Origin of the sequence: Caballeronia sp. TF1N1, assembly GCF_022878925.1 — a bacterium.
GTDB lineage: Bacteria > Pseudomonadota > Gammaproteobacteria > Burkholderiales > Burkholderiaceae > Caballeronia.
The window spans coordinates 276,901-297,761 of record NZ_CP084626.1; the positions used below are offsets into that span (position 1 = coordinate 276,901).

A 20,861-nucleotide genomic window follows, 5' to 3' on the forward strand; every position below is an offset into this window, starting at 1 on the left:
CTTTACGATTGAATCAAGGAGTTGAACGATGAAGCGATATGGCGTTGAGGGCGGCAAGGGACAAGGCGGCGCGCATATGCCGTTTGCACGCGCGGTGGAGGCCGATGGCTGGCTCTTCGTGTCGGGCCAGACGCCGATGGAGAACGGCGAAGTGATCAACGGCGGAATCGTCGAGCAGACGCACAAGGCAATTCAAAACGTGATCGCCATTCTGACGGAAGCGGGATATGGCACGGAGCATGTCGTGCGCTGCGGCGTCTGGCTGGACGATCCGCGCGATTTCGCTTCTTTCAACAAGATCTTCAAGGAGTACTTCGGCGCGAATCCGCCGGCGAGAGCTTGCGTGGTGTCGTCAATGGTGATCGATTGCAAGGTCGAGGTGGATTGCGTGGCTTATAAGAAGGCGTCGGCTTAATTTTGCTGAATGCGTTCGGTTGTCTGGCGATCGAGCGCATTCAAATGCGATGCTTAGTGCACGTTTACAACTTGGTCGAGCAAGAGTCGGCGGACTTCCATCAGCGCTTGTCCGAGCAGATTGCGACCCTGCCATAGCGCTGGGTCTAGGGCTCGTGGATCGTCCTCTGCAAGACCGATTCCCCAAATCGCGTCGACAGGACTCGCTTCGACCAGCATGCGGGTTCCCGTTGCGAGAAGTTCCGCGCGCATCGCGGGATTCTGCGAGAACTTAAGGTAGCAGCCGCGAATCATCATGGACATTCGCTCGCCTTCCCAGACGCTTTCCTCATAGCCCTCTACTCTACGTCCCATTGACTTTAGTTTTCCCGGATTCGTTTGGGTCAGCATTTGCGCTGCGAGCGCCTCGTTTCCGAACTGCGTGGCTTTGCGCCACATCATGTATTGCTCCGTGCTCGAAAACTGCACGCCGTTTTCAACGAAAGCAGCCGGATGCCAATTCGAATAGATTTCTGCTGTACTCCAAAACAATACCATCGTCTCGGTCGTTTTCATTTGCTCCGTTCTCCTCGCTTCTGACTCTCGATTGGCGTCTGGTCGGGCAAAGCATTTGGAGAGACTTGCCCAATCCGTATCCACCCTTGACGATTACTGCCGCGCCAACCGCGCATTATCCGGCATCGGCAAATTGAAATTCGTCCGGAACGGATTGATATCCAGCCCGCCGCGCCGCGTGTAACGCGCGTACACCGCGAGCCTTTCCGGCTGACATTCCCGCATCACGTCCATGAAAATGCGCTCGACGCATTGCTCGTGAAAACCGGTATGTCCGCGAAACGAAATCAGATAGCGCAGCAAACCCGCGTGATCGATCTGCCCGCCGTAGTAGCGAATCTGCACGCTGCCCCAATCCGGCTGTCCCGTCACCGGGCAATTCGACTTCAGCAGATTCGAATACAGCGTCTCGTCGACGGGTGCTTCGCCATGCGTCGCGCTCAACAGTGAAGGATCGGGCATATAGATGTCCGTATCCAGATCGAGCCTGTCGAGCGACAAGCCATCGAACTCTTCCATCGCGAGCTTGCCGAAATCTGCCGGCGCGGCAAGTTGCACCGATACGGTCGCTCCGCAGATCGCCGATACGTCGCGCTTGATGGCCGCGCGCACGTCGTCGATGGAATCGAACTTCGTCTGCGCGAACGAGCCAAGGTAAAGCTTGAACGACTTCGATTCGACGATATTCGGCGAATCCGCCGGCACGAAGAACGTCGCCACCGCGATCTGCGGCTTGCCGCGCGCGTTCAGCCACGAAAGCTCGTAAGCGTTCCAGATGTCGGTGCCGAAGAACGGCAGCCGCGCGCCGACGCCGATGGCATCGCGCGCGCTCTTGCGCTCTATCGGAAACAGCAGCGACGCATCGTACTGTTCGGTGTAGTGGACAGGCTTGCCGAGCGGAGATTGTTCGGGTGTCATGTTGCGTTCGCTATGCCGCTGAGAACATGCCCGGTCGGACTCACGCCGCGGGCCGATTCGCAATGGCGAATTTGATCGTCGAAGAAAAAGTCGGGCTCGAATTCACGCAGGAATTCGCCCTTGTCCAGACCGCCCAGGAACATCGCTTCGTCGATTTCGATGTCCCACGCCATCAACGTCCGGATCGCGCGCTCGTGCGCGGGAGCGGAACGCGCGGTGACGAGCGCGGTGCGGATATGCATGGCCGCCTGCTCGCCTTCATTCGCGGCGGCAATGCGTTGCAGCTTGTTCAGCGCTTCGAGCAGCGGCTTCAACGGTCCGCCCGGCAGCGGCAGATCTTTCTTGTTCGTTTCATGGCCGACGAAGGCGAGCAAACCGTCGGCCTGAAACACGCGCTCGGCTTCATCGGAGAAGAGAACGGCGTCGCCATCGAACGCAATGCGAATTTCATCCGCGTAACGGCTCGCTGCGCGCGGCGTTTCCGGCAGCACGCGCGCGGCGGGAAAACCGGCGGCGAGCGCGTCGCGTACATCGTCGGGATTCGCCGATAAAAATAGCGACGCACGCAGCGGTTTCAAGTAGCTGAAGGGCGAACGGCCGCGCGTGAACACGCCGCGTTCGATCGCCAGCCCATGCTCACGGCACGAATGGAACGCGCGCAGGCCGCTGATAGGATCGCTGCGCGAAAGAATCACTACTTCCACGCGCTGCTCGCCCGCATTGAGCGCGAGCAGTTTGCGAATGAGCCCGAACGCCACGCCCGGTTTCGCGGATTTGTCCAGCCGCGAACGTTGCAGCGCTTCGTAACGTGCGAGATCGCCCGCCTCGAACACGCTGTTTTCTTGCTCGAAGTCGAAGAGCGCGCGCGACGAAATCGCGACGACGAGTTTGTCTTCGAGCGTGAACTTGGACATGAAGTCTCGACTTACGCCAGGAACAGCTTGTAGACGGGGTTCTGCTGCTCGTCCCACCACGGATAACCGAGCGTCGCGAGAAAGCGCTCGAACTCGGCGTTATCCGCCCGCGGCACCTGAATGCCAACGAGAATCGAGCTGTAGTCCGCGCCTTGATTCCGATAGTGGAAGAGGCTGATGTTCCAGTCCGGCGCCATCGACGAAAGGAAGCGCATGAGCGCGCCCGGCCGCTCGGGGAATTCGAAACGCAGCAGGCGTTCGTCATGCGCGAGCGGCGAATGGCCGCCGACCATGTAGCGGATGTGCTGCTTCGAGAGTTCATCGTGCGACAGATCGACCGTCGCGAACCCGTGCTCGATGAACGCCGAGCGCATCTGCACCGTCTCGTTGCGCGACTTGATCTGCACGCCGACGAAGATATGCGCGGCGGCCGCATCCGCGATACGGTAGTTGAACTCGGTCACGCTGCGATCGCCGACGAGTTCGCAAAAGCGTTTGAAGCTGCCGCGTTCCTCGGGAATCGTCACCGCGAACACGGCCTCGCGCGCCTCGCCCACTTCCGCGCGTTCCGCCACGAAGCGCATGCGGTCGAAATTCATGTTCGCGCCGGAAGTCACCGCGATCAACGTCTTTCCTTCGATACCTTCGCGTTCCGCATAGACCTTCGCGCCCGCCACCGCGAGCGAGCCCGCCGGTTCGAGCACGCTGCGCGTGTCCTGGAAGACGTCCTTGATGGCGGCGCAAAGCGCGTCGGTATCGACGGTGATGACTTCATCGAGCAACTCGCTGCACAGGCGGAAGGTTTCCTCGCCGACGAGCTTCACCGCCGTGCCGTCCGAAAACAGGCCGACTTCGCTCAAGGTAACGCGCTCGCCCGCCTCGATGGATTGCGCCATCGCGCAGGAATCCTCGGTCTGCACGCCGATGACCTTGATCTCCGGCCTGATCGCCTTGACGTACGCCGACACGCCCGCCGCCAAGCCGCCGCCGCCGATCGGCACGAAGATCGCGTGAATCGGACCTTGATGCTGGCGCAGGATTTCCATGGCGACGGTGCCTTGTCCGGCGATCACGTCGGGATCGTCGAACGGATGGACGAAGGTGAGGCCGCGTTCTTCCTGAAGTTGCACGGCGCGCGCGTAGGCGTCGCTATACGATTCGCCCGCCAGCACCACTTCGACAGTCGAGCCGCCATGCGCGCGGATCGCGTCGATTTTCACTTGCGGCGTGGTCGTGGGCACGGCGATCACCGCGCGACAGCCGAGCCGCGCCGCCGACAAAGCCACGCCCTGCGCATGATTGCCCGCCGACGCTGTAATGACCCCGCGCGCCAGAACGTCGGCGGGCAGGTTGGCCATCTTGTTGTAGGCGCCCCGAATCTTGAAGGAGAACACCGGCTGGTTGTCCTCGCGCTTGAGGTAGACGGCGTTATGCAGGCGCGCGGACAGACTGCGCGCGGGTTCGAGCTCGCTCTCGCGCGCGACGTCATAGACTCGCGCGGTCAGCACTTTCTTCAGGTAGTCGGGATGTGTCATGCGTCGAAATCGTCGCGCAGGCCGGCTGCGCGCTGCTTTTTTGAGGGCGAAAGCATGAATGATAGCGCGGAAGAAGCAGCATTCCGGCTACGACGCCTTATCGCCGACCGACCGGCCGGGAGTAAAAGCGCGGAAAATGCCCGAAACATGTCGCGAACGGGCACGCAAATGCCCCTTCTGCCTGCTAGCCGTCACGAACGGCCTTTTTCGCGATGGGTTAGAATTTCGTTTTACAAATCAGGATCGGCAGATGCACTGGCAGCTTCGGATCGATTTACTGGCGTATGTCCCCCGCGAGCTTCACGCTGCGGCGGAGCGGCATGCGCGCCATGCGCGATCGTGGCGTTGATCCGGGCACATTGAAGGCGCCGTGTCGCATCTGGCTCGTCATTACATCCGTGTCATTGCCGGATTTGCGCGATGCGGCGGCCTTCCTACAGAACAGTCTCATCCAAAAATCTGCGCCCCCACGCGCATCGCCGGTGACTTTGCGCTTCCTGACGCGCTCGCCGGCTCACCGAACCGTCGAACATGAACGCACCTCAAGCCTTCGATCCGAACGGCGCCCATGCCGCCTTGCCGCTCGACGTCGAGCCCCGTCTGCGCGAAATTCCCTATAACTACACGTCGTTTTCCGATCGCGAGATCGTCATGCGGCTGCTCGGCGACGAAGCCTGGGCCGCACTCGACGAACTGCGCGGCGAAAGACGCACCGGCCGCTCGGCGCGCATGCTGTACGAAGTGCTCGGCGACATCTGGGTCGTACGCCGCAATCCGTATCTGCAGGACGATTTGCTCGACAACCCGAAGCGTCGCGTATTGCTCGTCGAAGCGCTGAATCATCGACTGGCTGAAATCGAAAAGCGCCGTAACGCCGATCTATCGCAACACGGCGACGACGCAGGCCAGGAACGCGCCGCACGCGTGCAACTACTGGTCGCGGCCGCGCGCCGCGCCGTGGACGACTTCTCCGCCGAATTCGGCCGCATGGCCGAATTGCGCCGCCGCGCGTCGCGCGTGCTGGGCAAACAGACGCAGAAGGACAACATCAAGTTCGACGGTCTGTCGCGCGTTTCGCACGTCACCGACGCCACCGACTGGCGTGTCGAATATCCGTTCGTCGTGCTCACGCCGGACACCGAGGCGGAGATCGCGGGTCTCATCAAGGCGTGTTTCGAGCTCGGCCTCACCGTGATTCCGCGTGGAGGCGGCACGGGCTATACCGGCGGCGCGATTCCGCTCACGCCGTTTTCCGCGGTCATCAACACGGAAAAGCTCGAACAACTCGGGCCGGTGGAGATGACCGATCTTCCGGGCGTCGATCACAAGGTCGCGACCATTTTCTCCGGCGCGGGCGTGGTCACGCGACGCGTCACGGAAGCGGCGGAGCAGGCGGGCTTCGTGTTCGCCGTCGATCCGACATCGCTCGATGCATCGTGCGTCGGCGGCAATGTCGCGATGAACGCGGGCGGCAAGAAGGCAGTGCTGTGGGGCACGGCGCTCGACAATCTCGCCTGGTGGCGCATGGTGGACCCGGAAGGCAACTGGCTCGAAGTCACTCGCCTCGAACATAACTGCGGCAAGATCCACGACATTCCGGTGGCGCGCTTCCGGCTCGACTGGTTCGACGGCACGCGCGCACCCGGCGAAAAGCTCCTGAAAACCGAGGCGCTCGATATCGCCGGCCGCACGTTCCGCAAGGAAGGGCTCGGCAAGGACGTCACCGACAAGTTCCTCGCGGGCTTGCCGGGCGTGCAGAAGGAAGGTTGCGACGGGCTCATCACGTCGGCGCGCTGGATTCTGCACAAGATGCCCGCGCACACGCGCACCGTCTGCCTCGAATTTTTCGGCCAGGCGCGCGACGCCATTCCGAGCATCGTCGAGATCAAGGATTATCTGTTCGAGACGTCGAAGGAGGGCGGCGCGATTCTCGCGGGACTCGAACATCTGGACGAGCGCTATCTGCGCGCGGTCGGCTATGCGACCAAGAGCAAGCGCAACGCGTTTCCGAAGATGGTGCTGATCGGCGATATCGTCGGCAACGACGCCAATGCCGTCGCGCAAGCCGCCTCCGAAGTCGTCCGCATGGCGAATGGCAAGAGCGGCGAAGGCTTCGTCGCGGTGAACGCCGAGGCGCGCAAGCGCTTCTGGCTCGACCGTTCGCGCACGGCCGCCATCGCGAAGCACACCAACGCGTTCAAGATCAACGAAGACGTGGTGATCCCGCTCAATCGCATGGGCGAGTACACGGACGGCATCGAGCGCATCAATATCGAGCTGTCGATCAAGAACAAGCTGCAACTGGTCGACGCGCTCGAGGCGTTCTTCAAGACCGGCAAGCTGCCGCTCGGAAAGAGCGACGACGCGAACGAGATTCCGTCCGCCGAATTGCTCGAAGATCGCGTGCAACAGGCGCTCGATTTGATGAAGCGCGTGCGTGAGCGCTGGACTTTCGTCGGCGACAGGCTCGACATGTCCTTGCGCGAGGCGCAGCACTATCTCGTGAATCTCGGCTACGAAGGGCTCGCCGAGAAGTTCGCGGATCGCGTCGATACCCAGCCGGATGCGAGCGTGTTCCACGTCGCGCAAGACCGCACCGTGCGCATCTCATGGAAGACGGAGATTCGCGGCGAATTGCGCCAAATCTTCAACGGCGGCGAATTCAAGCCGATCCTCGACGAAGCGCAGGCCATCCACAAGCAAGTGCTGCGCGGCCGCGTGTTCGTCGCGTTGCACATGCACGCGGGCGACGGCAACGTACACACCAACATTCCGGTCAACTCCGACAACTACGCGATGCTGCAGGACGCGCATCACGCGGTGGCGCGCATCATGAAGCTCGCGCGTTCATTGGACGGCGTGATCTCGGGCGAGCACGGCATCGGCATCACGAAGCTGGAGTACCTGACCGATGACGAAATCCGCGATTTCCGCGATTACAAGAAGCGCGTCGATCCGCAGGGGCGCTTCAACGCGGGCAAATTGCTCGAAGGCGCGGACTTGCGCAACGCGTACACGCCGAGCTTCGGCCTGATGGGCTATGAGTCGCTCATCATGCAGCAGTCGGATATCGGCGCGATTTCCGAATCGATCAAGGACTGCCTGCGCTGCGGCAAGTGCAAGCCCGTGTGCGCGACGCACGTGCCGCGCGCGAACCTGCTCTACAGCCCGCGCAACAAGATTCTCGCGACTTCGCTGCTCATCGAGGCGTTCCTGTACGAAGAGCAGACGCGCCGCGGCGTGTCGATCAAGCATTGGGACGAATTCAACGATGTCGCCGATCACTGCACGGTCTGCCATAAGTGCGTGACGCCGTGCCCGGTGAAGATCGATTTCGGCGATGTCACCATGAACATGCGCAATCTGCTGCGCAAGATGGGCAAAAAGAAGTTCAACGCGGGCAACGCGGCGGGCATGTTCTTCCTCAACGCGACGAATCCGCAGACGATCAACGTCGCGCGCACCGCGATGATGGGCGTGGGCTACAAGGCGCAGCGTCTGGGCAACGACATCCTCAAGAAGTTCGCGAAGAAGCAGACGGCCAAACCGCCCGCGACGGTCGGCAAGCCGCCGGTGGTCACGCAAGTGATCCACTTCATGAACAAGAAGATGCCGGGTAATCTGCCTAAAAAGACGGCGCGCGCGCTGCTGGATATCGAGGACAACAAGATCGTTCCGATCATCCGCAATCCGCAGAAAACCACGGTGGATTCGGAAGCCGTGTTCTATTTCCCCGGTTGCGGTTCCGAGCGTCTGTTCTCGCAGGTCGGGCTCGCCACGCAAGCCATGTTGTGGGAAGCGGGCGTGCAGACCGTGCTGCCGCCGGGCTATCTGTGCTGCGGCTATCCGCAGCGCGGCGCGGGACAGTTCGACAAGGCCGAGAAGATCGTCACGGACAACCGCGTGTTGTTCCATCGCGTGGCCAATACGCTGAACTATCTGGATATCAAGACCGTGGTCGTGTCGTGCGGCACCTGTTACGACCAGCTCGCGGGCTATGAATTCGAGAAGATCTTCCCGGGATGCAGGATCATCGACATCCACGAGTTCCTGCTCGAAAAGAACATCAAGCTCGATGGCGTGAAGGGCACGCGCTACATGTATCACGACCCGTGTCATTCGCCGATCAAGACGATGGATCCGGTCAAACTCGTCAACGAGCTGATGGGTTCGCAGCAGGACGGCTACAAGATCGAAAAAAATGATCGCTGCTGCGGCGAGTCGGGCACGCTCGCGGTGACGCGGCCGGACATCTCCACGCAAGTGCGCTTTCGCAAGGAAGAGGAAATGCGCAAGGGCGCGGCGAAGTTGCGCGGCATTCCGCTCGTCGCGGAGGCGGGCGCGAACGCCATCAACATGGCGAACGCCTCGGCCGGTGCGGCGGGCGCGCAGCCGGGTTCAGTGCTGAAAGCGGGCGATGGTCCGCAGCCGGACAATGCCGTCACCGACGTCAAGATCCTCACGAGCTGCCCGTCCTGCCTGCAGGGTTTGTCGCGCTACAACGAGGACGCCAACACCGAGGCGGATTACATCGTCGTGGAAATGGCGCGCAAGGTGCTCGGCGAGAACTGGATGGAACAGTACGTCGAGCGCGCGAACAATGGCGGTATCGAGCGCGTACTGGTGTAATAGCGAAATCGGGTTTCGATTCGCTAGAGGTTTGAGATGGACTGTGTGTTTTGCCGTGAAGACGGCGGCGAGGTACTGTGGGCGGACGACGCATTGCGCGTCGTCCTCGCCGATGAGGCCGACTGGCCCGGCTTGTGCCGCGTGATCTGGAGCGCGCATATCGCCGAGATGTCGGATCTGCAAGACGCCGACCGCGCGCGCTTGATGACCGCCGTCAACTGCGTCGAGCGCGCCATGCGGCGCATTCTCGTGCCGGAGAAGGTCAATCTGGCGAGTCTCGGCAATCAGGTGCCCCACGTGCATTGGCACGTCATTCCGCGCTTTTCCAACGATTCCCGCTTTCCTCTGCCCATTTGGGCGCCGCGTCAGCGCACCGTTTCCGAAGCGCAGCTTTCGAAGCGCCGAGCGCAGGCCACCTTACTGCGCGAAGCCGTGCGCCATGAGCTGAATCAGGTCTTCGGCTCTCCATAAGACAACATCATCAAAAGCCAGGGCTTCCCATGAGCGGACTCACTTCCACGACGCCGATTCCCACCGGCGTCGTCGTGCATTCGAAATCCCGCGTGCTCGAACTGCAATATGCGGACGACACGTCGTATCGCGTGCCATTCGAACTGCTGCGCGTTTATTCGCCTTCCGCCGAGGTTCAGGGCCACGGTCCCGGCCAGGAAACGCTACAGACCGGCAAGCGCGATGTCACGCTGATCGGCGTCGATGCGGTCGGTCACTACGCGCTGCAGCTGAACTTTTCGGACGGGCACAATACCGGTATCTATTCCTGGGACATTCTTCACAAGCTGGCGACGCGGCAGGACGATTTGTGGCGCGAGTATCTGGCGAAACTGGAAGCTGCCGGCCTCGACCGCGACGCGCCCATGACGGCGAAGGCGTCCGGCGGGCATTGCCACTAAACTCGAACTCAATCCAAATACGCGGCATAACGCCGCGGACCCGGCGCGATGCTTGCGCGGGTACACGACAAACGACAGGCGAGGAATCAGCGCGATGAGCAAGACCCACTTCGGATACGAAACGGTCGACGAGCAGGACAAGGCGAAGAAAGTGGCGGGCGTGTTCCACTCCGTCGCGGGCAACTACGACTTGATGAACGACCTGATGTCCGGCGGACTGCATCGGATCTGGAAGCATTTCACGATCGGGCAGGCGCGAGTGCGGCCGGGCTACAAGGTGCTGGATCTGGCAGGCGGCACGGGCGATCTGGCGATGGCTTTCGCAAGGCAAGCGGGCGAAAGCGGCGAAGTCTGGCACACGGACATCAATGAATCGATGTTGCGCGTCGGGCGCGACCGGTTGGTCGACAAAGGCGTGATTACGCCCGCGCTCCTGTGCGACGCCGAGAAGATTCCTTTCCCGGACAATTATTTCAATGTGGTTACAGTCGCCTTCGGTCTACGCAACATGACCCACAAAGAGCGCGCGCTTGCCGAAATGCAGCGTGTGCTGAAGCCCGGTGGCCGTTTGCTCGTTCTGGAGTTTTCGAAGGTTTGGGAGCCGCTGAAGAAGCCGTACGATATCTACAGTTTCAAGATTTTGCCGTGGCTTGGCGAGAAAGTTGCGAAGGATGCGGACAGCTATCGCTACCTTGCAGAATCCATCCGCATGCATCCCGACCAGGAAACTTTAAAAACAATGATGGAACAAGCTGGCTTGGATCGAGTCGAATATTACAATTTGTCAGGTGGCGTGGTAGCGTTACACGTCGGGACCAAATTTTAGTGTTCCACTCTTAATAGGATTCGAAATGTCCGATTCGCGCATACCCCAATCCCGGGGTTTCCTGAGCAGCATGTTCAGGAAGGCCGGAATCTTGGCGCTCGCTGGCGTTATCACGGTTGGCGCAATCTACACTGAAGATGCAGATGCCCGTCGCATGGGCGGCGGCCGCAGCATGGGCCGTCAGTCGGCAACTGCCACCCAGCAGCATCAGGCGACGCCGCCGTCACAGTCCATGCAGCAAGGCCAGGCCGCGCAGGCTCAGCGCGCACCGGCCGCGCCCGCCGCGGCGGCGGCCGCGCAACCGGCACGCAACCGCTGGCTCGGACCGCTCGCAGGTTTGGCGGCGGGTCTCGGTATCGCGGCGCTGTTGTCGCACTTCGGCTTGGGCGAAGCCTTCGCCGGCGCCATGGCCAATATGATCATCATCGGCTTGATCGTGCTCGCGGCCGTCATGTTGTTCCGCTTCTTCATGCGCCGCCGTCAAGCGAATCAGGGCAACACGCCCGCATACGCTGGCGCTTCGGGCGCGGCGTCGCCTTACGGCGCAATGGCGCGTACGGACTTGAACCAGGAGCCGCCGCAAACGCCGCGTTCCACGAGCCTCGGTGCAACTTATATCGATTCGCCGAACCAGCCGCCGGTGACAAACCCGAACGTGCCGGCCGGCTTTGATACGGAAGCGTTCGTGCGCAACGCAAAGGTCTACTTCGTGCGCCTGCAGGACGCGTGGGATCGCGGCAATGTCAACGACATCCGTGAGTTCACGACGCCCGAAATGTTCGCCGAAGTGAAACTCGACGTCGATGCGCGCGGTAGCACGCCAAACCGTACAGACGTCGTGCAACTCAATGCCGATCTGCTCGGCGTCGAAGACCGCGCGAACGAGTATCTGGCAAGCGTGCGTTTCCACGGCCTCATTCGCGAGTCCGAGGGTTCAGCGGCCGAACCGTTCGTCGAAGTGTGGAATCTCTCGAAGCAGAAGACGGGCAACGAAGGCTGGCTGCTGGCAGGTATTCAGCAAGTCAGTTGAGTTGTTGATCCAATTGCGCCCGGTCGAAAGACCGGGGGCGGCGGCCGGTATCACGCCGGTTGCGAAGGTAGAATAGAAACCCGCGCCGGTCACCGCTGGCGCGGGTTTTTTCATCTCAGAGCCGATGACGAACGCAGACGAATCCGCCCGTTTCGCAGTAAATCCTGCCTTCAAGACCGCATCCGGTGCCTTCTCGGCCGTGGTGAACCATCTGCTCGTGCGCGAGCCGTGGGCGCTCGAACGCGTCAAGCCTTACGCCGGCAAGTGCGTCAAGCTGACTTGCGGACCTGTTCCCATCGCGCTCGTGGTGCAACCGGGCGGTCTCTTTGCCGCGACGAGCGAAGGTGAAGCCGGGCGTTTCGACGTCACCATCGCGGTTCCGCTCGACGCGTTGCCCGCGTTCCTGCAAGGCGGCCAGGCGGCCGTGATGAAGCACGTTCGAATCGAAGGCGATGCCGAGTTCGCCACGACGCTCGCCAAACTCGCCGAAAACTTGCGCTGGGACCCGGAAGAGGATCTGGCGCGCGTGATAGGCGACGCGCCCGCGCATCGCGTCGGGCGAATCGCGCGGACGGTTCAGGAGCAGGCGCAACGCACCGGCCGCAATCTGCTGGATACGGTCGCCGAATATCTGCTCGACGAACGTCCGCAACTCGTACGCAAAAGCGCGCTCGACGGTTTCAACGCCGAGCTTTCCGCGACGCGCGACGCCCTGGCGCGCCTCGAAAAGCGTATCGAAAGACTGGAAAGACGACAACCGGAACGCGGCGCCTCAGCGCGGCCCGGTGGCGAGTCCGTGCGCGACTCGCGCGAATAACGAGCTGAAGCGAAACCGAATATGCGTTTTCTGCGTTTCCTCAAAATATTCTTCACGATTGTCCGCTTCGGGCTCGACGAGCTGGTGATGAGCGGCATCAACGATCGTCGCGTGCGCTATCTCATGCGCATCACGACGTTCGGCCGCAAATTCGAAGTGGCGCGCGGCATCCGGCTGCGCCTCGCACTGGAAAGTCTCGGCCCCATCTTCGTCAAGTTCGGTCAGGTGTTGTCGACGCGGCGCGATCTGCTGCCCGTCGATATCGCGGATGAACTCGCCAAGCTGCAGGATCAGGTTCCGCCCTTCGATTCGGCGGTGGCAATGGAGATCATCGAAAAATCGCTGGGCGCGCCTATCGACGTGTTGTTCGACGATTTCGAGCGCGTGCCGGTGGCGTCGGCTTCCATCGCGCAAGTGCATTTCGCGAAAATCAAGCACGGCGAGCACGCGGGCAAGTCGGTCGCCGTGAAGGTGTTGCGCCCCGGCATGCTGCCGGTGATCGATTCGGATCTCGGCTTGCTGCGCGATGCCGCGACTTGGGCCGAACGCCTGTGGCCAGACGGACGGCGGCTGAAGCCGCGCGAAGTCGTCGCCGAATTCGACAAGTATCTGCACGACGAACTCGACCTCATGCGCGAAGCCGCCAACGGCAGTCAGTTGCGGCGCAATTTCGCGGGGCTCGATCTGCTGCTCGTGCCGGAAATGTACTGGGATTTGTCCGCGCCCACGGTGCTCGTGATGGAGCGCATGGTCGGCGTGCCGATCAGCCAGGTTGAAACGCTGCGCGCGGCGGGCGTCGATATTCCGAAGCTGGCGCGCGAAGGCGTGGAGATTTTCTTCACGCAAGTGTTCCGCGATGGCTTCTTTCACGCCGACATGCACCCCGGCAATATCCAGGTGAGTCTTGATCCGGCAACCTTCGGGCGCTATATCGCGCTGGACTTCGGCATCGTCGGGGCGCTGTCGGACTTCGACAAGAACTATCTCGCGCAGAACTTTCTGGCGTTCTTCAAGCGCGACTATCATCGCGTCGCCACGCTGCATCTGGAATCCGGCTGGGTGCCACCGAGCACGCGCGTCGAGGAACTGGAAAGCGCGATCCGCGCCGTGTGCGAGCCGTACTTCGATCGCGCGCTCAAGGATATTTCCCTCGGTCAGGTGTTGATGCGGCTTTTCTCGACGTCGCGTCGTTTCAACGTCGAGATTCAGCCGCAACTCGTGCTCTTGCAGAAGACGATGCTGAACGTCGAAGGCCTGGGTCGTTCGCTCGATCCTGAACTCGATCTCTGGAAGACCGCGAAGCCGTATCTCGAACGCTGGATGAACGAACAGATCGGCTGGCGCGGCTGGTACGAACGTCTGCAGTTAGAAGCGCCGCAATGGAGCAAGACCATTCCGCAGTTGCCGCGCCTGATTCATCACCTTCTGGCCGAGCATCACGACGCGCCCAAAGGCAGCAGCGACGAAACCATGCGCCTCTTGCTCGCGGAGCAAAAGCGCACGAACCGCTTGCTGATTACGCTGCTCGTGGTCGGACTCGTTGCCATGGCGGGTGCGGGCGTGGTTATCGCCCAGTTGTGGCTGGGGCACGGCGGATGAGCGATCCCAACGTCCCAACTTTCGATCATCGCGATCCCAATTCGCCTGATTTCTGGGACGAACGCTTCGACCGGCGTTTCATGCCGTGGGATCAGGCGGGCGTTCAGGAGGCGTTCAAGGCGTTTGCGGCGTCGCGCGCTTTGCACAATGTGCTGATTCCCGGTTGCGGCAGCGCGTATGAAGCGCTTTATCTGGCCGAGCGAAGCTGGACGGTGCGCGCGATCGACTTCTCGCCGGTCGCCGTCGCGACGGCACGCGCGCAACTGGGCGCGTATGGGAAAAACGTCGAAGAGGCGGATTTCTTCGCTTATCAGCCGCCGTTTTCGCCCGCGTGGATCTACGAGCGCGCGTTTCTTTGCGCGCTGCCGAAAATCCGCCGGGCCGATTACGCGCAGCGCATGGCCGATTTGCTCGAACCCGGCGCGCTTCTCGCGGGCTTCTATTTCCTCAGCGCGACGCCGAAAGGTCCGCCGTTCGGCATCGAACGCGATGAACTTCACGCGCTTCTTACGCCGCACTTCGAACTCATCGACGAGCGGGAAGTTCGAGACTCCATTCCCGTATTTGCCGGACGCGAACGCTGGATGACCTGGCGGCGCGCTTGAAATTCGGCATCGACGCCTCCATTTAGCGGCAGGAAGTCGTGGCCGGAAACCCCCGAAAATCGCGGGTCAAAATCCGTTTGCGGCTATAATTCAAGGCTTTGCAAGCGTCGACAGATCATTGTAGGGATAGCACCATGCCGATTTACGCGTACCGCTGCGCCTCCTGCGGCCACGAAAAAGACGTGCTTCAGAAAATGAGCGACGCACCGCTCACGCAATGTCCCGCTTGCGGACAGGCCACGTTTTCGAAACAGGTCACTGCCGCCGGATTCCAGTTGAAGGGTTCGGGCTGGTATGTCACCGATTTTCGCGGCGGCAATAACGGCGGCAAGGCCAAGGACGCGGCGGCGCCCGCCAAATCGGAGAACGGCTCTTCGGATGCGCCCGCGGCTTCGTCGGAAGCTGGCAGTTCAGGCAATGCAAACGCCTCGAATGACACCGGCGCGAAGGCGTCGTCCTCGGAAGCGTCGAAGCCTGCAAGCAGTACGCCTTCTTCCGGCACATCCACGTCGGGCGCGGCCTGAGCGGCTGAACGCAAGAGCGCGGCCATTGCGCGATATGCATGCCGTCCGGCATCTCCGGGCGAATATCGCTGTCGCGCTCGTCGATTCGGGCATCCGCCAGCCGTTTCGAACTGAAACGGTGCAACCTTCGGCTAAGACCTTAGCGACTACAACGTGACGACAAAAAAGACTACGCTGAAATCCGTGTTTCTGACTGGCCTGCTCGTGCTGGTGCCTTTGGCCATCACGCTGTGGGTGCTCGGCCTCGTCATCGGAACCATGGATCAGACGCTGCTCCTGCTGCCCGAATCATGGCAGCCCGAGCGCATCTTCGGTTTCCATTTGCCTGGACTGGGCGCGGTACTGACCATCGCGTTCATTTTTATCGTCGGCTTGCTGACGCAGAACTTCATCGGGCAGAAACTCGTATTGTGGTGGGACGCCATCGTGCGCCACATTCCGGTGGTTGGGCCGCTGTACACGAGCGTGAAGCAAGTGTCGGACACGCTGCTTTCGTCGAGCGGCAATGCGTTTCGCAAGGCGTTGCTCATCGAATATCCGCGCAAGGGCTCCTACACCATCGGGTTCCTGACGGGCATTCCGGGTGGCGACGTCCTGAATCATCTGGAGGGCGATCACGTGAGCGTCTATGTGCCGACCACGCCGAATCCGACCTCCGGCTTTTTTCTGATGATGCCGAAAAGCGAAGTCGTCGAACTGGATATGACCGTCGACGCCGCACTGAAGTACATCGTCTCGATGGGCGTGGTAGCCCCGGCGCCGAGCGCACCGATCCCGGTCGCGCCTGCCCGCCGCCCCACCGAGCCGCCGATGTAATGCCGGCACGCGCGCCAAACGTGAGTCAGTCAGTCATCAAGAACATGACCACAGCGCGCGAGCCGTTGATCAACGAACAACGAAAGACACAAACATCATGTCGATGCGATCTGAATACTGCGGTCTGGTGACCGAGGCCCTGCTGGGCCAAACCGTTTCGCTGTGTGGCTGGGTGCATCGCCGCCGCGATCACGGCGGCGTTATCTTCATCGACTTGCGCGATCGCGAAGGGCTCGTTCAGGTCGTCTGCGACCCGGACCGCGCCGATATGTTCAAGGTGGCCGAAGGCGTGCGCAACGAGTTCTGTGTGCGCGTTCAGGGCGTGGTACGCAACCGTCCGGAAGGCACGATCAATACCAATCTGACGAGCGGCAAGATCGAAGTGCTGTGCCACGAGCTGACCGTGCTGAACGCATCGGTCACGCCGCCGTTCCAGCTCGACGACGACAACCTCTCCGAAACCACGCGCCTCACGCATCGCGTGCTCGACCTGCGTCGTCCGCAGATGCAGAAGAACCTGCGTTTGCGTTATCGCGTGGCGATCGAAGTGCGCAAGTATCTCGACGCGCAAGGTTTCATCGACATCGAAACGCCGATGTTGACCAAGAGCACGCCCGAAGGCGCGCGCGATTACCTGGTGCCGTCGCGCGTGAACGCGGGCCAGTTCTTCGCGCTGCCGCAATCGCCGCAATTGTTCAAGCAATTGCTGATGGTCGCGAACTTCGACCGTTACTACCAGATCACCAAGTGTTTCCGCGACGAAGACCTGCGCGCCGACCGTCAGCCGGAATTCACGCAGATCGACTGTGAAACCTCGTTCCTGACGGAACAGGAAATTCGCGATCTGTTCGAGAACATGATCCGCCACGTCTTCAAGGAGACGATGGACGTCGCGTTGCCCGAGGAATTCCCGGTCATGCTGTACTCGGAAGCCATGCGTCGTTTCGGCTCCGACAAGCCCGACCTGCGCGTGAAGCTGGAATTCGCGGATCTCACCGACGCGGTGAAGGACGTCGACTTCAAGGTGTTCAGCATGCCCGCCAACTCGAAAGACGGCCGCGTGGCCGCCTTGCGCGTGCCGAAGGGCAGCGAACTTTCGCGTGGCGATATCGACGGCTACACGGAATTCGTGCGTATCTACGGCGCGAAGGGTCTTGCGTGGATCAAGGTCAACGACAAGGCGCGTGGTCGTGACGGCCTGCAGAGCCCGATCGTCAAGAACCTGCATGACGCAGCGCTCGCAGCCATTCTCGAGCGTACCGGCGCGCAAGACGGCGACATCGTTTTCTTCGCGGCGGATCGCGCGAAGGTCGTGAACGACAGCCTCGGCGCGCTGCGCCTGAAGATCGGTCATTCGGAATTCGGCAAGTCCACGGGTCTGCTGGAAACAGGCTGGAAGCCGCTGTGGGTGATCGACTTCCCGATGTTCGAATACGACGAAGGCGAGAACCGTTACGTGGCCGCGCATCATCCGTTCACGAGCCCGAAGGACGAGCATCTCGAATATCTCGAAACCGATCCGGGCCGCTGTCTCGCGAAGGCGTACGACATGGTTCTGAACGGCTGGGAAATCGGCGGCGGCTCGGTGCGGATCTTCCAGGAAGACGTGCAGAGCAAGGTGTTCCGCGCGCTCAAGATCGGCGCTGAAGAAGCGCGCCTGAAGTTCGGCTTCCTGCTCGACGCGTTGCAGTACGGCGCGCCGCCGCATGGTGGCATTGCGTTCGGTCTGGATCGCATCGTCACGCTGATGTCCGGCGCCGATTCCATCCGCGACGTAATTGCGTTCCCGAAGACGCAGCGTGCGCAGGACTTGCTCACGCAAGCGCCCAGCGAAGTGGACGAGCGCCAGTTGCGCGAGTTGCATATTCGCTTGCGTCAGCCGGAGCAGAAGGCGCAGTAACGCGCGTTCGCTACAGCACGATGAAGAAGGCGCCAAGTGCGCCTTTTTCCGTTTTTGCGTTACAGTCATTCGCCATAGAGGCACACAATGAAACGCGCGCATAAACCGTCATGCTCAAGCCGCCGAAAATCCCTGAATCCGTACTCGTCGTCATTCACACGCCAATGCTCGATGTGCTCATCATCGAACGCGCGGATCACGAGGGCTTCTGGCAGTCCGTGACGGGTTCGAAGGACCGTATCGACGAGCCGCTTGCCGAGACCGCCGCGCGCGAAGTGCAAGAGGAAACGGGGATCGTGATCGGCAGTCCGCTCGTGCCGGAGAACGCGTTGCTCGACTGGAATCACAGCATTCAGTACGAGATCTATCCGCGGTGGCGGCATCGCTATGCCGAAGGCGTCACGCACAATACCGAACACCAGTTCAGCCTGCTCGTGCCGCACTGTCTCGAAGTGACACTCGCGCCGCGCGAACACACTTCACACTTGTGGCTGCCTCTGCGCGAAGCCGCGGATCGCTGCTTCTCGTGGTCGAACCGCGAAGCCATTTTGCAATTGCCCGAGCGCCTCGCGGCGCATAGCCGGTGATGGACATTCGCCCGCGACGCAAATTCAAGCGGCTGCGCGAGGCGCTTTTCTCGGGCCGTCGGCCGTCGCGTCTGTGCTTCACGTCGGGCAATCACGTTCGTATCTTCAAGTGCGGCGTGCAGTTCTTCCCGGCGTTGATAGAGCGCATCGACAATGCGCGCACGTCGGTGTCGCTGGAAACGTATATCTTCGCCAACGACGACATCGGCCGCGCTGTCTCCGATGCGCTCGTGCGCGCGGCCCAACGCGGCGTGACGGTGCGCGTGATCACCGATGGCATCGGCACCGACAGCAAACTGCCGATGTTCACGCTCTGGAAGGAAAGCGGCGTCGAGCATCGCATTTACAATCCGCATCTTTTGTTCGGGCCGCAAGGATGGTCGCGCACGCATCGCAAGCTCGCGATCGTCGACGAGACCTACGCGTTTTGCGGCGGCATCAATATCGTCGACGATTACGATCAGAACGGCACGCGCCTCGAACAACCACGCTGGGACTTCGCGATGGAAGCGCAAGGTCCGGTAGTGAAGGACGTAGGCGAAGCGATCGATTTGCAATGGCAACGTATTCGTCTTGGCGTGAAACCGCGTCAGCCGCGCCAGCCGGGATGCGAGCCCGAGCCGCAGCAAAGCCGCTGGAGCGCGCGCCGTTCGATGCGCGCGCGCAAACGCGCCCAGCTCGGCGAAATCCACGCCGTCGATCAGCCGTGCGTCGCTTTCGTCGCGCGCGATAATCTGTTGAACCGGCGAGCCATCGAGAAGGCGTATCTGCGTGCCATCTCGCATGCGGAAAGCGAAGTGCTGCTCGCGAATCCTTACTTCATGCCTGGACGGAAACTGCGGCGTGCGCTCGTGTATGCGGCACGGCGCGGCGTGCGCGTTTCACTGCTGATTGGCCGCAAGGAATTCGTGGCGCTCGACTACGCCACGCCGTTTCTCTATGGCAACCTGCTCAAGCACGGCGTGCGTATCGCCGAATATGAGAAAACCATGCTTCACGGCAAGGTCGCCGTCGTGGATTCCGACTGGGCAACCATCGGCTCCTCCAATTTAGACGCGCTCAGTCTCGTCTTGAATAACGAGGCCAACATGGTGCTCGTGAATCACCCGGAAATCGCCGGTTTGCACGACGCCATCCTCAACGCCTTCGACGAAGGCCGTCCTATCGACCAGAAGCATTACGCCGCGCGCCCCGTCACCGAGCGCATGCTGAGCTGGTTCGCCTACAACACTTATCGTCTGATGATGAAAGTCATCACGATCGGTCAATACGACTGATCACTACGATTTTGGCTCTCGATTCGTGTAGATTGCTGCTGACCAGCAGCAAATTGTTCCTTCATGCACCGCAGCATGCCCGGTTCAGAAAATGGGAACTCGGGCAGTCACTAGCATGCAGTTATCAATTAAAAAGGGACAATCGAGCGGCTAATGTTGAGACTTATCCTATTGACGTTGGCGGCGGGTTAGAAACGGTTTTCTAATAATTTTCTTGTTTCATTGGCGACTGGCCATAATAATAGAACGGCCGTTCGTTTTAAATCGGGTCACGAGAGGACGGTAGAGACATCATGCGAAAAGGCGAACAGACGCGGGCCGCGATTCTCGACGCAGCGCTTGAATTGGCGAGCCGGGACGGGCTGGAAGGGCTGACCATCGGGTTGCTGGCCGAGCGGATGCAAATGAGCAAGAGCGGAGTGTTTGCGCATTTCGGATCGCGCGAAGATTTGCAGGTCGAAGTGGTACGCGAGTACCACCGCCGCTTCGAGGACGAAGTGTTCTTCCCGAGCCTGCGAGAGCCGCGCGGATTGCCGAGGCTGCGCGCCATGATGGATCGCTGGATGGAAAAGCGTATCCAGGAGGTGACCACGGGCTGCATCTATATCAGCGGCGCGGTGGAGTACGACGACCGCGCGGCGAGCGCCGTGCGAGAGCAACTGGTAAGCAGCGTGACGACGTGGCGAGAGGCGCTCTTGCGCGCAATACGCCAGTCGAAGGACGAGGGGCATTTGAAGCCGGATACCGATCCGCAACTGATGCTCTTCGAGTTGTACAGTTTCACGCTCGGCCTGCATCACGACGCGCGCTTCCTTCACTTGCCGGAAGCCGTGCAACTGACGCGGGATGCGCTGGAAAAAACGATCGATTCGTATCAGTCGCCGGAATCGACCGCGCGCGTGCACAGCAGTATCGCGGCAAGCGTGGGCGCCACGGCGACTTTAGCTTCACCACAACCCGATAGCCGTTAGCGGCGCCGCACGAATCGCACAACGGTTTGGCGG

General features: G+C 61.1%; 19 protein-coding genes. 15 read left to right on the plus strand and 4 right to left on the minus strand.

Annotated features, from left to right (window positions below; genetic code table 11):
- Positions 1-28: 28 nt before the first annotated feature.
- A complete protein-coding gene (locus LDZ28_RS01345; RefSeq protein ID WP_244826950.1) occupies positions 29-415 on the plus strand; it encodes a RidA family protein in 387 nt (128 codons plus the stop codon).
- A gap of 53 nt (positions 416-468) precedes the next feature.
- Here the strand turns inward: LDZ28_RS01345 and LDZ28_RS01350 are convergent, their stop codons facing one another.
- From LDZ28_RS01350 to ilvA, 4 genes are all read right to left on the minus strand, one after another.
- Positions 469-969 (minus strand): NADAR family protein, encoded by a 501-nt coding sequence (locus LDZ28_RS01350; protein WP_244826951.1) that lies wholly within the window; start codon positions 967-969, stop codon positions 469-471.
- 93 nt (positions 970-1,062) lie between these two features.
- On the minus strand, positions 1,063-1,887 hold the full coding sequence (gene queF, locus LDZ28_RS01355; RefSeq protein ID WP_244826952.1) for an NADPH-dependent 7-cyano-7-deazaguanine reductase QueF: 825 nt from the start codon (positions 1,885-1,887) through the stop codon (positions 1,063-1,065).
- Positions 1,884-2,801: a 5'-nucleotidase gene (locus LDZ28_RS01360; RefSeq protein WP_244826953.1), complete on the minus strand. Its 918-nt coding sequence runs from the start codon at positions 2,799-2,801 to the stop codon at positions 1,884-1,886. The genes queF and LDZ28_RS01360 overlap by 4 nt, the downstream gene beginning before the upstream one ends.
- An 11-nt stretch (positions 2,802-2,812) precedes the next feature.
- Positions 2,813-4,336: a threonine ammonia-lyase, biosynthetic gene (ilvA, locus tag LDZ28_RS01365; protein ID WP_244826954.1), complete on the minus strand. Its 1,524-nt coding sequence runs from the start codon at positions 4,334-4,336 to the stop codon at positions 2,813-2,815.
- 531 nt (positions 4,337-4,867) lie between these two features.
- Here ilvA and LDZ28_RS01370 point away from each other — a divergent pair.
- From LDZ28_RS01370 to LDZ28_RS01435, 14 genes are all read left to right on the plus strand, one after another.
- On the plus strand, positions 4,868-8,965 hold the full coding sequence (locus LDZ28_RS01370; RefSeq protein ID WP_244826955.1) for an FAD/FMN-binding oxidoreductase: 4,098 nt from the start codon (positions 4,868-4,870) through the stop codon (positions 8,963-8,965).
- A gap of 36 nt (positions 8,966-9,001) precedes the next feature.
- Positions 9,002-9,436, plus strand: a complete 435-nt coding sequence (locus tag LDZ28_RS01375) for an HIT family protein (RefSeq protein WP_244826956.1) — start codon at positions 9,002-9,004, stop codon at positions 9,434-9,436.
- 29 nt (positions 9,437-9,465) lie between these two features.
- On the plus strand, positions 9,466-9,876 hold the full coding sequence (locus LDZ28_RS01380) for a gamma-butyrobetaine hydroxylase-like domain-containing protein (protein ID WP_244826957.1): 411 nt from the start codon (positions 9,466-9,468) through the stop codon (positions 9,874-9,876).
- A 94-nt stretch (positions 9,877-9,970) separates the two neighbouring features.
- The gene (ubiE, locus tag LDZ28_RS01385; protein WP_244826958.1) at positions 9,971-10,702 is read left to right on the plus strand and encodes a bifunctional demethylmenaquinone methyltransferase/2-methoxy-6-polyprenyl-1,4-benzoquinol methylase UbiE; all 732 of its coding nucleotides are present in this window, start codon (positions 9,971-9,973) and stop codon (positions 10,700-10,702) included.
- Positions 10,703-10,727: 25 nt separating this feature from the next.
- The gene (locus LDZ28_RS01390; protein ID WP_244826959.1) at positions 10,728-11,732 is read left to right on the plus strand and encodes a Tim44 domain-containing protein; all 1,005 of its coding nucleotides are present in this window, start codon (positions 10,728-10,730) and stop codon (positions 11,730-11,732) included.
- A 124-nt stretch (positions 11,733-11,856) separates the two neighbouring features.
- Entirely contained in the window at positions 11,857-12,549 is a 693-nt protein-coding gene (locus LDZ28_RS01395) for an SCP2 domain-containing protein (protein WP_244826960.1), read from the plus strand.
- A gap of 21 nt (positions 12,550-12,570) precedes the next feature.
- Positions 12,571-14,148 (plus strand): ubiquinone biosynthesis regulatory protein kinase UbiB, encoded by a 1,578-nt coding sequence (gene ubiB, locus LDZ28_RS01400; RefSeq protein WP_244826961.1) that lies wholly within the window; start codon positions 12,571-12,573, stop codon positions 14,146-14,148.
- Complete coding sequence (locus tag LDZ28_RS01405) at positions 14,145-14,753, plus strand: methyltransferase domain-containing protein (RefSeq protein ID WP_244826962.1); 609 nt, start codon at positions 14,145-14,147, stop codon at positions 14,751-14,753. The genes ubiB and LDZ28_RS01405 overlap by 4 nt, the downstream gene beginning before the upstream one ends.
- A gap of 134 nt (positions 14,754-14,887) precedes the next feature.
- Positions 14,888-15,277, plus strand: a complete 390-nt coding sequence (locus tag LDZ28_RS01410; RefSeq protein WP_244826963.1) for an FmdB family zinc ribbon protein — start codon at positions 14,888-14,890, stop codon at positions 15,275-15,277.
- Between the two features lie 153 nt (positions 15,278-15,430).
- Complete coding sequence (locus tag LDZ28_RS01415; protein WP_244826964.1) at positions 15,431-16,093, plus strand: DUF502 domain-containing protein; 663 nt, start codon at positions 15,431-15,433, stop codon at positions 16,091-16,093.
- A 97-nt stretch (positions 16,094-16,190) separates the two neighbouring features.
- The gene (gene aspS / locus LDZ28_RS01420) at positions 16,191-17,993 is read left to right on the plus strand and encodes an aspartate--tRNA ligase (protein WP_244826965.1); all 1,803 of its coding nucleotides are present in this window, start codon (positions 16,191-16,193) and stop codon (positions 17,991-17,993) included.
- Between the two features lie 110 nt (positions 17,994-18,103).
- Entirely contained in the window at positions 18,104-18,580 is a 477-nt protein-coding gene (gene nudB / locus LDZ28_RS01425) for a dihydroneopterin triphosphate diphosphatase (protein ID WP_244826966.1), read from the plus strand.
- Positions 18,580-19,857 carry a phosphatidylserine/phosphatidylglycerophosphate/cardiolipin synthase family protein gene (locus LDZ28_RS01430; RefSeq protein WP_244827956.1) on the plus strand — a complete coding sequence of 426 codons (1,278 nt, stop codon included), beginning with the start codon at positions 18,580-18,582 and terminating at the stop codon, positions 19,855-19,857. Before nudB ends, LDZ28_RS01430 begins: the two co-directional genes overlap by 1 nt.
- 293 nt (positions 19,858-20,150) lie before the next feature.
- Positions 20,151-20,828 (plus strand): TetR/AcrR family transcriptional regulator, encoded by a 678-nt coding sequence (locus LDZ28_RS01435; protein WP_244826967.1) that lies wholly within the window; start codon positions 20,151-20,153, stop codon positions 20,826-20,828.
- Positions 20,829-20,861: the final 33 nt, after the last annotated feature.